The 15,869-nt window shown below is 35.7% G+C and carries 12 protein-coding genes and 1 pseudogene; 9 read left to right on the top strand and 4 right to left on the bottom strand.

Features of this window, described 5'->3' with window-relative positions; translation table 11 throughout:
* Position 1 precedes the first annotated feature (1 nt).
* Together PSA_RS15155 and PSA_RS15150 are read left to right on the top strand one after the other, a co-directional pair.
* Positions 2-3,109, top strand: a complete 3,108-nt coding sequence (locus PSA_RS15155; protein ID WP_042142563.1) for an efflux RND transporter permease subunit — start codon at positions 2-4, stop codon at positions 3,107-3,109.
* A gap of 584 nt (positions 3,110-3,693) precedes the next feature.
* Positions 3,694-3,933: pseudogene (locus PSA_RS15150) on the top strand (helix-turn-helix domain-containing protein).
* Between the two features lie 137 nt (positions 3,934-4,070).
* Here PSA_RS15150 and PSA_RS15145 read toward each other — a convergent pair.
* From PSA_RS15145 to PSA_RS15130, 4 genes are all read right to left on the bottom strand, one after another.
* Positions 4,071-5,453 (bottom strand): MFS transporter, encoded by a 1,383-nt coding sequence (locus PSA_RS15145; RefSeq protein WP_042142557.1) that lies wholly within the window; start codon positions 5,451-5,453, stop codon positions 4,071-4,073.
* A 67-nt stretch (positions 5,454-5,520) separates the two neighbouring features.
* The gene (locus tag PSA_RS15140) at positions 5,521-6,138 is read right to left on the bottom strand and encodes a peptidylprolyl isomerase (RefSeq protein ID WP_042142599.1); all 618 of its coding nucleotides are present in this window, start codon (positions 6,136-6,138) and stop codon (positions 5,521-5,523) included.
* Between the two features lie 23 nt (positions 6,139-6,161).
* On the bottom strand, positions 6,162-6,713 hold the full coding sequence (locus PSA_RS15135) for a YajG family lipoprotein (RefSeq protein ID WP_042142555.1): 552 nt from the start codon (positions 6,711-6,713) through the stop codon (positions 6,162-6,164).
* A gap of 91 nt (positions 6,714-6,804) precedes the next feature.
* Positions 6,805-7,959, bottom strand: coding sequence for a methyltransferase (locus PSA_RS15130; RefSeq protein WP_042142553.1), 1,155 nt, complete (start codon positions 7,957-7,959; stop codon positions 6,805-6,807).
* Positions 7,960-8,006: 47 nt separating this feature from the next.
* Here PSA_RS15130 and PSA_RS15125 point away from each other — a divergent pair, with 47 nt between their 5' ends.
* The 7 genes from PSA_RS15125 to PSA_RS15095 all read left to right on the top strand — a co-directional run bounded on the left by PSA_RS15125 (position 8,007) and on the right by PSA_RS15095 (position 15,867).
* Entirely contained in the window at positions 8,007-8,615 is a 609-nt protein-coding gene (locus PSA_RS15125) for an alpha-ketoglutarate-dependent dioxygenase AlkB (protein ID WP_042142551.1), read from the top strand.
* A 44-nt stretch (positions 8,616-8,659) separates the two neighbouring features.
* Entirely contained in the window at positions 8,660-8,962 is a 303-nt protein-coding gene (locus PSA_RS15120; protein ID WP_042142549.1) for a BolA family transcriptional regulator, read from the top strand.
* A 214-nt stretch (positions 8,963-9,176) separates the two neighbouring features.
* On the top strand, positions 9,177-9,599 hold the full coding sequence (locus PSA_RS15115; protein WP_231665268.1) for a TRAP transporter small permease subunit: 423 nt from the start codon (positions 9,177-9,179) through the stop codon (positions 9,597-9,599).
* A gap of 15 nt (positions 9,600-9,614) precedes the next feature.
* Positions 9,615-10,994, top strand: a complete 1,380-nt coding sequence (locus PSA_RS15110) for a TRAP transporter large permease subunit (RefSeq protein WP_042142546.1) — start codon at positions 9,615-9,617, stop codon at positions 10,992-10,994.
* Positions 10,995-11,157: 163 nt separating this feature from the next.
* Positions 11,158-12,261, top strand: coding sequence for a TRAP transporter substrate-binding protein (locus PSA_RS15105; protein WP_042142543.1), 1,104 nt, complete (start codon positions 11,158-11,160; stop codon positions 12,259-12,261).
* Positions 12,262-12,793: 532 nt separating this feature from the next.
* Entirely contained in the window at positions 12,794-13,984 is a 1,191-nt protein-coding gene (gene fabV, locus PSA_RS15100; RefSeq protein WP_042142541.1) for an enoyl-ACP reductase FabV, read from the top strand.
* A gap of 539 nt (positions 13,985-14,523) precedes the next feature.
* Positions 14,524-15,867, top strand: coding sequence for a Na(+)-translocating NADH-quinone reductase subunit A (locus PSA_RS15095; protein ID WP_042142539.1), 1,344 nt, complete (start codon positions 14,524-14,526; stop codon positions 15,865-15,867).
* The last annotated feature ends 2 nt before the right edge of the window (positions 15,868-15,869 follow it).

Raw genomic sequence — 15,869 nt, 5'->3', positions numbered from 1 at the left:
AATGAAAACAATAATTGACGGCGTGTTAAATAAAACTAGAACGGTTTTATCTATTTTTTTTTTGTTGCTGATTGCAGGTTGGATGACCTATCAGAGCATTCCAAAAGAAGCTAACCCAGATGTAAATATTCCATTTATTTATGTATCAATTGTACATGATGGCATTTCACCTGAAGATGCAGAAAGACTGCTTATTCGCCCAATGGAAGTGGAATTTCGCGGAATACAGGGCGTAAAAGAAATGAAAGCCACTGCCAGTGAAGGACATGCTTCAATTACATTAGAGTTTTTGGCTGGATTAGATACGAACGATTTATTAGCTGAAGTACGAAACAAAGTGTCACTGGCAAAAGCGAAACTACCAAGCGAATCCGAAGAACCTGAAGTGCATGAAGTTCTGATGGAAGATCAGCAACCCACTATTACTCTTACTTTATCTGGAAACGTGCCTGAACGTGGGTTATTAACAATAGCGCGTAATTTAAAAGATGATATTGAAGGTATATCGAGTGTAATGGAAGTGGATATTGGTGGCGACCGTGAAGATATGGTTGAAATCATTGTTGATCCATTATTGATGGTATCTTATGGCTTAGATCAAACTGATATTTATAATCTAATCAGTAATAATAATAAATTAGTTGCCGCAGGTACTTTAGATACAGGTAAAGGCCGATTTGCCATTAAAATCCCATCAGTTTTCGAAACAATTCAAGACGTCATGGAGCAACCAGTCAAGGTTGTTGGTGATAAAGTTGTGCGTTTTATGGATGTGGCACAAATACGTCGCTCTTATAAAGATCCTACTTCCATTGCCCGTATTAATGGGGAATCAGCCGTTGCTTTAGAAGTTAAAAAGCGCAGTGGCGAAAATATCATAGATACAGTGAATGAAGTGAAAGAGATTGTTGAAAAAGCAAAAGTACTTTGGCCTGATCACATTAAAGTAAATTATACTGCTGATAGCTCACAAGACGTAAAAGATATGCTTTCAGACTTACAAAATAATGTAATGTCAGCTGTTTTATTAGTGGTGGTAGTGATTATTGCTATTTTAGGCAGTCGCTCTGCATTTTTAGTCGGGGTTGCGATACCAGGCTCATTTTTAACGGGCATTTTAGTACTTTCTTTATTTGGTTTAACGGTAAATATCGTGGTGTTATTTGCTTTGATCATGGCGGTAGGCATGTTGGTTGATGGCGCGATTGTTGTCACTGAATTTGCTGATCGTATGATGAGTGAAGGTATGCATCGTAAACAAGCTTATGCTATGGCTGCTAAACGTATGGCATGGCCTATTATCGCCTCTACTGCGACAACATTAGCGGCATTTGCGCCATTAATTTTTTGGCCAGGCATGATGGGCGAGTTTATGAAATATTTACCCATCACTTTAATTGCAACTTTAACAGCTTCATTGGTGATGGCGTTAATATTTGTGCCAGCATTAGGTAGCCTAATAGGTAAAGTAAGACCAATTAAAGAGTCTGAAAAACAAAAGTTAGTGGCTGCTGAAGAAGGCGATGTGACTAAATTACATGGTTTTAGCGGTAAGTATGTTCGTGTATTAGATAAAGCGATTTCACGCCCTTGGTGGGTTTTATTTGGTGCGATTATAATTTCGATTTTAGTGTTTGTTGGTTATGGTGCGTCAAAACTTGGGGTGCAATTTTTCCCTGAAGTTGAGCCGAATGGCATTAACTTAAAAGTACGTTCGTTTGGTGATTTATCAATTTATGAGAAAGACACCATAATGCAAGATGTTGAAGGTCGTATTTTATCAATAGAAGGCATTAAAACTATTTACTCGCGTACAGGCGGTAAAGACTTAATTGGTACAGTACGTTTAAATCTAGATGATTGGGACCAACGCTTACCTGCTGATGATATTATTGAACAAGTAATATTACTGACAGAAAATATTGCTGGTGTAGAAGTCGAGCTTAGAAAAGATGAAAACGGCCCTGGTGGTGGTAAAGATTTGTCTATTGAATTAAGTTCTAAATACCCTGAAGCCTTAAATAATGAAGCAAGACGTATTCGTCAAGCGCTAGAAGCTGATGGCTCATTTATGAATATAGATGATACCGCATCAAAACAAGGCATTGAATGGCAGCTTAAAATAGATAGAACTAACGCGGCAAGATTTGGTGCTGACGCCACGATGTTAGGCGCTAACGTGCAAATGATCACCAATGGTCTGAAATTAGGAGAATACCGCCCTGATGATGTAGATGACGAAATTGATATCAGAGTACGTTTTCCTCATGAGAAACGCGATTTAGGTCGAATAGAAACATTACGTATTAAAACCATGCATGGTCAAATTCCAGTATCCCATTTTGTTGAAAAATCGCCGGTGCAAAAGGTAGATACAATTCACAGAGTGGATAGTCATCGCGTTGTTACCGTTAATGCAGATATGAAAGCAGATCAGTTGTTAAGTCTTGCTTTACCTCGTTTACAAGCCCAACTTAAAGAGCAAGGAATGGATCCTAGAGTAAAATTAAAAGTGCGCGGTGAAAATGAAGAGCAAGATGAGTCTGAAGTATTTTTGAAAAATGCACTCATGGTTACACTGTTTGTTATGGGTCTTATTTTAGTAACTCAGTCTAATAGTTTTTATCAGGCGTTTTTGATTCTTAGTGCTGTGTTATTTTCTACAGTAGGTGTATTTTTAGGTCTGTTAATTTTACAGCAGCCATTTGGCATTGTTATGTCGGGTATCGGTGTTATCGCTTTAGCGGGGATTGTAGTGAACAATAATATTGTATTAATAGATACATATAACCTACTTAGAGCACAAGGCATGGCGGCTAAAGAAGCGATTCTTAGAACGGGAGCGCAAAGATTAAGACCTGTATTGTTAACAACGGTAACAACCATTTTAGGTTTAATGCCTATGGTATTGCAGGTGAATATAGATTTCTTTAATCGTGAAGTGGCAGTGGGTGCACCATCAACGCAGTGGTGGGTTCAGCTCTCGACAGCTGTTGCTGGTGGTTTGACCTTTGCAACGGTATTAACCTTAGTATTAACACCGTGTTTATTAATGCTCAGAGCAAGACGACAAGAAAGAAATCCACTTCACAAAATAAAAACCTTGTGAAGTTAGCTCCTAAATCAAATTAACTTTAAAAAACCACTTACTCAAGTGGTTTTTTATTGATTTGTAACAAAAATCATCAATGTAAAAAAGCCTAAAATTAAACTACTAAATCCAAGTATATATAAAAAACCTTTTTTACCTTGCTTTAAGCTTAAATTATTTTGTTTTAAAAAAAAGAACCACAAGAGACAAAGTACTATAGGAAGTAAAAACATTAATCGAATCATATTTGGCTAATTATCACTATTTTCTATTTATTAGTTAATAGAGTATACCAATACTCATTGGAAAGTCAGTTTTATGTGATTTAGACGCAGAATAATGAACATTCATCACATTTTATGTAATTGAAGGTGAATAACAGCTAATATTATACTATTAGTAATATCTAAATATTTTTTTAGACCTATATTAGGTAATTTCGTTAAAAACGGCTATACCTAATATATGGCTTGTGTTTTAATGGGGTCAAATCAATTGTTGCGTTTCAAAGCTTGAACGTTTTGAGCCATAGCATTGAGCATTATTGGGAGGGGCACTCCCATTTACTTTAATATAAAAAACATCTAGTAGGAGATGCTTTTATGATGGGAAAAACAGTTTCATCTGATGAAAATAGTAGACTAACGTCTTGGCTTAAAGAAAAACGTCAATAAAAAGGTCATACAATGAGAAGCCTAGCGCAAATTATTGGTACACCTCATTCATTCATCGGTAAAATAGAGAATCAAGAGCGCCGTTTAGACGTTGTTGAATTTGTTCGTTACTGTAACGCGTTGGAAGTCGATCCAACTGAAGGCTTAGCTTTATTAGATGCTGAATAGTTTTCGTACTAAGTCATTTAAATTGTATTTAAATGACTTTAAAAATAGAATGCAGGGAAGCATTTTATATTTATTTATACCACACTCAATGTATAAAATCCTAAAATCCAGTTTTCTAGCTCTTAGTACCTGTCTCCCTAATTTCCATTCTTATGAAAATTATTTTCTAAACGATACATATGATGTCTGATCAAGTATAAAAATACTAAAGATGGGATCACCATAACCGCCGTTAATACAAAAAATAATGCCCAATTACCATCTAACCAATCTACTAACATGCCACTTGAAGATGAAAGCAAGGTTCTAGCGAAATTACCTAGAGATGCAAGTAGCGCATATTGGGCTGCGGTAAAGCTACGATTACAGAGCATAGATAGAAATGCCACCATAGCGACGAGTGACCAAGCTTGTGTGAAACCATCAACTACTACTGTTAACGCATACATCCATTCAACAGGGCCAATAAGTGCGATAACCGCAAATAATAGGTTAGATAGTGCCATAGCAATACCACTTATAAATAAGCCTTTTACAATTCCGTATTTGTGATTAAATAAGCTGCCTAAAAAAGCAAAAACGATAGTGATTATACCAGTGCCAAATTTAGAATAAGTGCCAATTTGTGTATTGGTAAAACCCACTTCTTTATAAAAAACGATAGACATACGCCCTAAAAAAGCTTCGCCAATTTTAAATAAGAATATAAACGCAAGTAGAGCTAACGCTGTTTTAACGCCATTACGTTTAAAAAATTCTGAAAAGGGCGCTATCAGGGTAACTAAAAGCCAACTTGTTACTTTTGCTGAGATAGTATTTTGGTTATCAGTAAATAATGTTTTTTGATACTGAGTTTCGAGTTTTGATTGTATTTCATCTCGGTTAGAATCTGGTTCTTTTACCCAAAATACACATAAGCTTAAACAAAACATCATAAAAGCCAGTACAACATATACTTGGTTCCAGTCCCAACCAGGGAAATCTGCAAAGTAAAAAGGCACGGTGCCCAATAATGCGTAACCTGACCACCAACCTGATGTTGCCATTGCAGCCGCAGCAGTTGCCTTATGGCTCTCATTTTCAGCTAAGCTATCAATACGGAATGCATCAATCGAAATATCTTGTGTGGCCGATGCAATTGCTATCACAATTGAAATCATCGCAACTAATTTTAAGTTAGCACTTATATCAACAGTAGAAAGTAACAGCGTAGCTGCAATGATGAAAAACTGCGTGAATAAAATCCAACTACGTCTTAGGCCTAGTAGCTTATTTAAAATAGGTAATTTAACGCGGTCAACTAAAGGCGACCATAAGAAATTGATAGAATAAGCGCCAAAAACTAAACCAAAAAGACCTATGGTACTGCGAGACAAACCTTCATCTTTTAGCCAAGCTGAAAGCACAGAACCGATTAAAACCCAAGGAAAACCGCTGGCCATGCCAAAGATGAAAATACTTATTAAACGCTTATCTTTAAAATAGCTTAAGTATTCTTTCATTGAAATATCAGTGGTCATATCGGGTTCTTATCATTTTTATAAATTTAATACTCCCAAATGTTGGGAGTGTATATTGGAATAAACGTTATAGTTTTTCTTCAGGTAAGACGATTACATCATAAATTAATACAGGTTTGACTGGCACAAAGTCGTAGCCAATTTTTTCGTTATATCCTGTTTCAACTTTCATGATTTTATCTAACGTTTGGTAGCCTTCTGAAACACTACCAAATACAGCAAAACCCCAACCACGACCCGGATTTAAGTGGTGGTTATCGTCCATATTGAAAAAGAACTGACGATCAGCTGAGTGGGGTTTTCTATCTTGATATGCCATAGCAATAGAGTACATTTCATTTTTCATACCATTGCCGCTTTCGTTAAAAATAGGCGCAATTGTATGCATGCCATCATGATCTTTATCATAACCACCGCCTTGAATTACAAAGTCTTGCTCGTTTTCTTCGTCACGTTCTACACGATGAAAAATGGAGCCTTTATAATCGCCGTTAACGACATACGTTAAAAAGTTATTCACTGTAATAGGCGCGCGCGCGCGGTCTAGTTCAATAATGATATTACCCAGGCTTGTTTTAAGCTCTACTTTAGGAAATAAGTTACTTTTTTGCACAAATTTACCATCGGCAGCACTTAAAGCTGACATTGAAATCACTGCCATTGTGCTCAATATTAGCGTTTTAATGAATGGTTTTATCATGGGTATCCTTAACCTTGTAAAAATTCTTGAAGTTCAACATCGTTAACAATACGGGAAATCATTTGTTCTAACAATGTATTAAGCTGGCCTTCTACTTTTGCTTTGTCAAAAATTAGAGGCCCTTCGCTATTTTGACTGCCATTATAATATTTATTGAAGCTACGCTTACCTTTATTAAGTTTAACTTCTAATTCAATTATGCCTTCACTACGATACTTAAGTGTTTGTTGTTTTACGATGACTTCTAGTTGATGAATATGCAAAGCCATTTGATTTTGAGAAGACGCATTAATATTAACACCGTTTGTTTTTAACGCTTTGGATAAAGCACTATTAAGAGAGTGTTCTAAATCATTACTAGCGACTTTAGTCACATCATCTTTTTTCAAAATACGTAAAGTCGTGGGTGTTTCTCGATTATCTTGTACAGATAAATCTATATTATTTGCAATTGAAAGCTGAGCGGCTGCTGTGTAATTAGGAGCGATAATAATACGTTCAGGAAGGGACTGACATGCAGATACTGCAAGTATACAAAACAATAGGGCTATTTTTTTCATGGTGATCCGTGATATTTTTATTTGATTATAAATATTGCAATAAGGATATTTAATATAAAAGAGAAATATCCTTTTAATTGTTACATATTCTTTAAGATTGTAATGCTTTCTCTTTTGTTGAACTTAAAACCACAAAGCGACTATTTGAGCCAAGTAATTTACAGTTACCAAATATACGTTCTAACTTACCATGGTAATCAAGGTGACGATTACCAATAATACGTAGCTCACCGCCCACTTTTAATACACGTCGTGCATCAATAAACATTTGCCATGCAATATGATCTGTTACAGCTTGCTGCTGATGAAATGGGGGGTTACATAAAATAATATCTTGGCTCTCTGCGTCAAACCCCGTCATACAGTCATTTTGCATAAAAGTACATTGGTCTAACTTTTCTGGCAGGTTTTGCTGTATGTTTAATCCCGCAGAGTTTACTGCCATATCAGACTCATCCACAAAGATGATTTCTGAATTAGGACATTTAGTTAATGTTGTAAGACCAATCACACCATTACCACAGCCTAAATCTACTATGCTTTTTACCTTTTTAGTTTGTGGTAAAAAGTTTATAAAGAATCGTGCACCAATATCTAATGAATCACGTGAAAATACATTTGCATGATTATTAATTGTAAAGTCGGTGTTTTTCAGTTCCCACTTGATTGTCTCAGGTGTGTCTTGTGCTTGTTTTTCAAATTTAGCAAAGACTAGGCGAGATTTTTTTACGGCAAGGGATGTTTTAGCTTCGCCAATATATTTTTCAAAGGCTTTAGACGTTGAGTTATGGATATCTTTGGTTTTACCTGCACCTATCACTAAAGTACCTGGCTTTAATACTTGGCTTAATTTGGCAAGTTGGTGAGCTAATAAACCATTGTTTTTTGGAATTTTGATTAAGACTAAATCTATTTCACTTGATGGTAAGTCAAAACAGCTTAATAAATCTAAGTTAGCACTCGTTAGGTTATTTTTTTCGATATTGTATTTTGCTGCTTGATGCGCAATAAATGAATCGCTGATCAAAGTATTTGCTTTATCATTAAAATAACAACTTAAAGCACCAAAACTATCATTTAAGATAGCAATATTGTTAAGTTCGTTGTGATGTTCTTCAACATAATTTATTAAATATTCATCAGCAGAATCCCAAGCCTGCAAGCTACGCGTTTTTTGTTCTAAAGGAAAACGTTCTAAGGTAAATGTTTTATTTCCTAGCACTGCTTGGGTTAATTCTTGTATCATGAGTATTTTATACCAATATTATATTATTTATCTGAATTGATTTTACCATGCCTTTATTTAATTGTTCACCTGATTTACCAAACTGCTTCAATTATTATGTAAATTGCATAAGTGAAGCTAAATCTGACGCTTTGTATAACTACTTAGTGAGCAATATGAATTGGCAGCAACCTGTTATTTCTATGTTTGGTAAACAAGTATTAATACCAAGAAAGCAAGTTTATATGTCAGATGGTAAATTTAATTATGCTTATTCAGGTATGGCACTGGAAATTGAGCCTTGGGATCCTATTTTAGAAAAATTTGCATCCAGATTAACAAAACAATTTGAAGTGCCATTTAATGCGGTATTAGTTAATTGGTACCGAGATGGTAATGATAGTGTCGGGTGGCATGCAGATGATGAAGCTGAATTAGGCGTTGATCCTGTTATCGCCTCAATTTCATTAGGTGATCGCAGGTTATTTAAAATAAAAAATGTTGTAACTAAACAAACTTTTGATATTCAACTTGAAAATGGTAGTTGTTTACTGATGTCAGGTAAAAGCCAATCACAATATCAACATTGTTTACCTAAAATGGCCAATACCAATATTGGTAATTCTGTCAGAGGGAGAATAAACCTGACTTTTAGGTATATTCATCCTGATATTTAAAATAAAATAGTCTGATAATTTAGATTTAATGTGAAAGGTTTAGCATGCAAACTCAAATAGAACAAAAATTACAGGCTAACTTGGCTTGTCAGCATTTAGTGGTGACTAATGAAAGTCATATGCATAGCGCAGGTACGGATTCTCATTTTAAAGTTGTGATAGTCAGTTCTGATTTTGAAGGTAAACGCCTATTACAAAGACACCGTGCTATTAACAAGGTACTTGCTGATGAACTCGCGAATCATATTCACGCATTAGCGCTTCATACTTATACTGAACATGAGTGGACTGAGCTAAATGGAGAAGCACCATTATCTCCTAAATGTGCTGGCGGCTCTAAAAAATAGACTGTTTACTCCATATTAATGATTTCTATTTATATAACTCAAAAGAATAACAAAGGTTTATTCTAGGTTTAATAAATGTTAAATTCTCGCGATATATAAAAGTAATTATCGCGAGATGAATCACATTTTAACGAAAATACATCAAAAAATAGATCAATTCACCGAAGTCTTAGGTAATACGATAGCTTGGCTGACCGCTTTTATGGTGGTAATTATGTTATCCATTGTACTATTACGCTACGGCTTTAATATTGGTTGGATTGCTATGCAGGAATCCGCCTTATATCTACATGCCTTTGTATTTATGCTGGGCTGCTCTTACACCTTAAAACATAACGGTCATGTAAGAGTGGATATCTTCTATCGTAATTTCAGCCCTAAAAAACAAGCCTGGGTTAATTTACTCGGATGTTTACTGCTGTTAATTCCAGTAACAATTTTTATATCGGTCATGAGCTTCGAGTATGTTGTCAGTTCTTGGCAAGTAATGGAGGGATCTCGTGAAGCGGGCGGTTTGCCTGGCGTATTTATATTAAAGTCTTTGATCCCGTTGTTATCTTTTACACTTATTATTCAAGCAATTTCAGAAATGCTAAAAGCAATTGAAATTATCCTTGGAAAATCGCAAATTAATTAATCAGGAGTTAAGACCATGGAGTATATGGCCTTATATTTATTTATTGCAGTTTGCCTTGTTTTATTAATTGGCTTTCCTGTCGCATTTTCTTTAGCTGGCACTGCACTTGCTTTTGCTGGTGTTGGCATGATGTTAGGGCATTTTGATGCGTCATTTTTACATGCCATTCCTAATCGGTTATTTGGTATAGTCTCAAATTCAATTTTAATGGCTGTTCCCTTATTTATATTTATGGGCGTTATGCTCGAAAAGTCTAAAGTAGCTGAAAATCTTTTAGATGCTATGGCCCTTGTTATGGGAAAAACAAAGGCTGGCATGGGTATAGCGGTAACTTTAGTTGGTATGTTACTCGCTGCAAGTACCGGTATCGTTGGCGCAACTGTAGTTACTATGGGTTTATTGGCTTTGCCTACCATGCTAAAACGTGGTTATAGCGCGCAATATAGCTCGGGCATTATTGCGGCAACAGGCTCTTTGGGGCAAATTATTCCCCCTTCAATTGCGTTAGTCTTATTAGGTGATGTGCTTTCAAGTAGCTATCAGCAAGCCCAGCTTAATATGGGGATATTTTCACCTGAAACTATTTCTATTGCTGATTTGTTTGCCGGAGCGATGATCCCTGGGCTTATTTTAGTCTTGCTTTATATAATTTATTCTTTTGTTTTAGCTATTTTTAAACCTGAGCAAGTACCTTGTTTATTAGATGAAGATATTGAATATATTAAAAGTAGAAAATCAGTGGGTGTTTTTGCTGCATTGGTACCACCTTTATTACTGATTTTTTGTGTGCTCGGCTCTATTTTATTTGGTGTGGCAACGCCGACTGAAGCGGCTGGAGTAGGGGCTTTTGGTGCCTCTATTTTAGCTATTTGGCAAAAACAATTTACCTTAGTGAACTTGCAAGATGTGATGCGTCAAACTTTAAAAATAACGGCTATGGTATTTATGATTTTAATTGGTGCTTCCATTTTTTCATTGGTATTTAGAGGTTTTGGCGGCGAAGAGTTAATCGCAGGCTTTTTTGAGCAATTACCTGGTGGTGTAGTATCTGCAGTATTAATTGTAATGCTCGTGATGTTTTTATTAGGTTTTATTCTTGATTTTATTGAAATTACATTTGTTGTAGTACCAATTGTTGCACCTATATTACTGATGATGGGTGTTGACCCTATTTGGTTGGGTATAATGATAGCTGTAAATTTACAAACCTCATTCTTAACACCGCCATTTGGTTTTGCATTGTTTTATTTGCGAGGCGTAGCGCGAAAGTCAGTTTTAACATCTGATATATATAAAGGGGTGATTCCATTTATTATCATGCAACTGTTTCTCTTGATTTTAATGTCGGTTTATCCGAAAGTAGTCACTTGGCTTCCGGATTTGTTATACCCGTAGTGATTAATAATATGGGAACAAATTCGTACTTATTTAAATAACAACAATGATAAAACATTAAATAATCAATAAATATCATTAAAGTAAAGATAAAAAGTCAATATATTAGGTTTAAGTATTTAATTTAAATATAAAACCCAATTTAAAAGGGAGAGAAATAAAAATGAAATTGATCAAAAAGGCAGTTCTTGCAGGCCTTGTTAGTATGTTGATGTTTGGTTGTTCTGAGAAAAATAATAACTCAAATCAGGGAAACCAAACGCAAAAGGCTCAAGTCGAGCAGAAGTTTAACTGGAAACTTGTTACCAGTTGGCCAAAAAATTATCCGGGTTTAGGTACTGCCCCTGAAAGGTTTGCTAAAAACGTTAATTTAATGAGTAATGGCAGGTTAACGGTTAAAGTGTATGGGGCAGGGGAGTTAGTTCCGGGTTTTGAAGTTTTTGATACTGTTTCTGCCGGTACTGCACAGATGGGCCATAGTGCTGCTTATTATTGGAAAGGAAAATTACCTGCAGCGCAATTTTTTACTGCGATTCCTTTTGGTATGAACGCCCAAGAAATGAATGGTTGGTTACATCACGGTGGTGGTATGGATTTATGGCAAGATTTATATAAACCGTATAACTTGATCCCAGCGGCAGGTGGCAATACAGGTGTTCAAATGGCGGGTTGGTTTAAAAAAGAAATCAACACAGTTGAAGACTTAAAAGGTCTTAAAATGCGTATTCCTGGTTTAGGCGGTGAAGTACTTAAAAAGTTAGGTGGCTTGCCAGTATCATTAACGGGTGGTGAATTATTTACATCATTACAAACGGGCGCCATTGATGCGACTGAATGGGTTGGACCATATAATGACCTTGCATTTGGTTTAAATAAAGCCGCAGAATTTTATTATTATTCAGGTTGGCATGAGCCTGGCGCAAACCTTGAATTTTTAGTTAACCAAGATGCGTTTAATGAATTACCTAAAGACTTGCAAGCAATTGTAACAGCGGCAATGCGTGTTGCTAATACTGATATGCTTGATGAATATACAGCGCGTAATAATGATGCTTTAGAGCAATTAGTAAATAAACATGATGTCCAATTGAGAAAATTCTCACCAGAAATCATGGCTGCATTAAAGCAAGGCATGAATGAAGTAATGGAAAGCCAAATTGCAGCAGATCCTAAAATGAAAGAAATATGGCAGTCATATCAAGCTTTTTATAGCCAAGCTAAGACTTATCATGATATTTCTGAAAAAGAATATTATTTAAATAGATAATTTTATGTATAACATTTAAAGCCACATGAACTACCATGTGGCTTTTTAATTTTGACGTAATAAATAGCTCAATGAAAGCCGTTTTTTAAACTTATCGCTAAATACCACAGAAGAAATACAGCATCGTATATACTCAAACTACTTCAATGAGCGCGCTTCAGTGTTAATTAAATTGATTTTAAACTTACCTCTTAGGCGATTTACTGTAACTTTTACTATGCCCCCAACTTATAAAAATAGATCCGCATTACTATAAGGTGCTCTTTAATTATAATTCCCAGTGAAGCGCTGAACCGTTTATCTTGTGCTGGTTTGTGGATAGGTGATTGATAAGTTGCTTTTTAAAGCGCTATTTATTTTTAAGTTCATTATCTAATGTAAATAAATGGATAGATCAATTTGATTATGATTTGTTGGCAGCAAACTGGTAAGATAATTTCAATAAAGCTAACACATCCGACCTGTTTAACTGATTTAAGCGTTAAACTAGCACCTAATTTACTGAACAATTTAATAAGTATGGAATAATAATATGGTCATTAAGCCTAAAATCCGTGGATTCATCTGCACTAACGCACATCCTGTAGGCTGTGCAGAACATGTTAACGAACAAATAGCATATGTAAAATCAAATGGCCCAGTTGCAAATGGTCCAAAAAATGTTTTAGTGATAGGTGCCTCAACTGGTTATGGTTTGGCTTCTCGTATAACTGCTACTTTTGGTTCAGGTGCAAATACATTAGGTATTTTCTTTGAAAAAGAAGGGACAGAAAAGCGCACAGGTTCAGCTGGTTGGTATAATTCAGCTGCATTTCATGCTGAAGCTGAAAAAGCGGGTGTATATGCTAAGAGTATTAATGGCGATGCATTTTCTGATGAGATAAAAGCGAAAACGATTGAAACAATTAAAGCTGATATGGGCAAAATTGATTTAGTTATTTATTCTTTAGCTTCTCCACGTCGTACAGATCCAAAAACAGGTGAAGTACACTCATCTACTTTAAAGCCAATTGGTCAAGAGATCACAACAAAGAATCTAAATACTTCTAAACGTATTATTGATTCAGTGACTGTAGAAGCGGCAAATGAAGATGAAATTGCTAATACTGTAAAAGTAATGGGCGGTGAAGATTGGGAGTTATGGCTAGAAGCATTAAATGATGCTGACGTGTTAGCTGATAACTTCAAAACAACTGCTTATACTTATATTGGTAAAGAATTAACTTGGCCTATTTACGGCCATGCAACAATTGGTAAAGCGAAAGAAGACTTAGATCGTGCAGCTGGCGCTATTAAAGCATTAACTGCAGATAAAAAAGGTGAAGCTTATGTTTCTTCACTGAATGCTGTAGTAACACAAGCAAGTTCTGCTATTCCAATTATGCCACTATATATTTCTGCTTTATTTAAAGTAATGAAAGCAGATGGTACTTATGAAGGCACAATTGAGCAAATTGATAGCTTATTTAGAGAAAATTTATTTGGTGCAACACCGCGATTTGATGCTGATGGTCATTTATTCCAAAACTACAAAGAATTAGAAGACGATGTACAACAACGTGTTCAAAAAGTATGGGATACAGTAGAGACTGATACAATTGATGAACTAACAGATTACGTTGGTTACCATAATGAGTTTTTACGTTTATTTGGCTTTGGTATTGATGCAGTAGATTACGATGCTGACATGAGTCCTGTTGCTGTTATTGAGCAAATGGTTTAAGCAAACATATTTTTAGCTTAGATATTTAATTTATGCTCAGAAGAACCACTTATCTTGGTTGAGGTAAGTGGTTTTTTTATGCCTAAATTTTAATTAATAAATTGCACTGAAAAACGTTTCTATATTTAGCTATAAGCTCATATCATGAAAATTTTTCAATAATAAACTGGTTAGTAGAGTTATTGATAGTTATTCTCAATAACAGTCGTTAATCGTACGTTTTTAATAAAAAAAAGTATCTTTTTTAGACTTTAGTCTATGCTTAATTATTGGGTGAAAATTAGGCATGTTTGTTTTTAATATAAATTAGTTAATTTGTAAGCATTAATTTCAAATATGCCCTCGCAAAGACTAGGGTTTTAATGTTAAAATCCCGCAAATTATTTTAGTTTCGCTGTGTAGTCTTTTCTTGTTTGAAATTTGAACTTCAAATGAGGCACCTTTACGGGAGCTTATAAAAAGTTGGGTTGCTTTTTTAAGTTAGATTACGTGGCCGGTTAGATGAACAGTTTCTTTCCTTTAATGTAATGCAAGTGTCTATGATCAATATAAAAAAAGGTCTGGATCTTCCAATAGAAGGTGCACCACAGCAAGTAATTCATGACGGCTCTGCCGTTAAACGAGTTGCCGTGCTTGGTGAGGAATTTATTGGAATGCGTCCGTCCATGCAAGTTCGATTGGGTGACCAAGTCAAAAAAGGCCAAGTTCTTTTTTCAGATAAAAAGACTCCTGGCGTAAAATTCACAGCAACAGCTTCGGGTGTTGTTAAAGAGATTAACCGTGGTGCAAAGCGTGTTTTGCAATCCGTTGTTATCGAAGTCGATGGCAATGAGCAAATCACTTTTGATTCTTTCACTTTAGATTCGCTTGCGACGCTAGATCGTGAAAAAGTTCAAAATGTACTTGTTGAATCGGGACAGTGGACAGCAATGCGCACTAGACCATTCAGTAAAGTGCCTGCTTTAGATGCAACGCCTAGTTCAATCTTTGTAACCGCAATGGATACTAATCCATTAGCCGTTGATCCAGTTGTTGTGATCGGTGAAAATAGCGAAGCTTTTGAAGCGGGTCTATCTGTGGTTTCACGTTTGACAGATGGTAAGGTTTTTGTTTGTAAACAAGCTGGAACGTCAATTCCAAACTCTTCAGTTGCTTCAGTTGAAGTACAAGAGTTTGCAGGTGTTCACCCAGCGGGTCTTGTGGGTACACATATCCATAACTTAGATCCAGTATCAGCTGACAAGCAAGTATGGCACTTAGGTTACCAAGACGTGATTGCGTTTGGTAAGCTTTTCCTTACAGGTGAAATTTTCACTGACCGTGTTATCTCAGTTGCAGGTCCTGCAGTTAAGAACCCACGTTTAGTTAAAACAAAACTTGGTGCTAATCTTGATGATTTAGTTAGTGGTGAATTAGAAGACGGCGAAAACCGTATTATTTCTGGTTCAGTATTATCTGGTTCTACTGCAAGCGGTCCACATGCTTACCTTGGTCGTTACCATAGTCAAGTATCAGTATTAGCTGAAGGTCGTGAAAAAGAATTATTCGGGTGGATCGCTCCAGGTTCGAAGAAATTCTCAGTAACTCGTACTTTCTTATCGCATTTATCGCCTAAGCGTCTATTTAATATGACGACTTCTACAGGTGGTTCTGAACGTTCTATGGTACCGATTGGTAACTACGAGCGCATCATGCCGTTAGATATCCTTCCAACTCATTTATTACGTGATTTAATTGTACGTGATCTTGATAGTGCTGTTTCTTTAGGTGCACTTGAATTAGATGAAGAAGATTTAGCGTTATGTACTTTCGTTTGCCCAGGTAAATACGAATATGGCGTAATTCTTCGTGATTGCCTGAATACAATCGAGAAGGAAGGCTAATA

The organism is Pseudoalteromonas sp. '520P1 No. 423', assembly GCF_001269985.1.
GTDB lineage: Bacteria > Pseudomonadota > Gammaproteobacteria > Enterobacterales > Alteromonadaceae > Pseudoalteromonas.
This window is presented reverse-complemented; position numbering and strand designations above follow the sequence as displayed.

Bases quoted from the DNA above. Each gene is read 5' to 3' on its own strand.
- PSA_RS15155 (WP_042142563.1), top strand. From the start codon at position 2: ATGAAAACAATAATTGACGGCGTGTTAAATAAAACTAGAACGGTTTTA.
- PSA_RS15105 (WP_042142543.1), top strand. From the start codon at position 11,158: ATGAAATTGATCAAAAAGGCAGTTCTTGCAGGCCTTGTTAGTATGTTG.
- PSA_RS15120 (WP_042142549.1), top strand. From the start codon at position 8,660: ATGCAAACTCAAATAGAACAAAAATTACAGGCTAACTTGGCTTGTCAG.
- PSA_RS15135 (WP_042142555.1), bottom strand. From the start codon at position 6,713: ATGAAAAAAATAGCCCTATTGTTTTGTATACTTGCAGTATCTGCATGT.
- fabV (WP_042142541.1), top strand. From the start codon at position 12,794: ATGGTCATTAAGCCTAAAATCCGTGGATTCATCTGCACTAACGCACAT.
- PSA_RS15130 (WP_042142553.1), bottom strand. From the start codon at position 7,959: ATGATACAAGAATTAACCCAAGCAGTGCTAGGAAATAAAACATTTACC.
- PSA_RS15125 (WP_042142551.1), top strand. From the start codon at position 8,007: ATGCCTTTATTTAATTGTTCACCTGATTTACCAAACTGCTTCAATTAT.
- PSA_RS15115 (WP_231665268.1), top strand. From the start codon at position 9,177: ATGTTATCCATTGTACTATTACGCTACGGCTTTAATATTGGTTGGATT.
- PSA_RS15110 (WP_042142546.1), top strand. From the start codon at position 9,615: ATGGAGTATATGGCCTTATATTTATTTATTGCAGTTTGCCTTGTTTTA.
- PSA_RS15095 (WP_042142539.1), top strand. From the start codon at position 14,524: ATGATCAATATAAAAAAAGGTCTGGATCTTCCAATAGAAGGTGCACCA.
- PSA_RS15145 (WP_042142557.1), bottom strand. From the start codon at position 5,453: ATGACCACTGATATTTCAATGAAAGAATACTTAAGCTATTTTAAAGAT.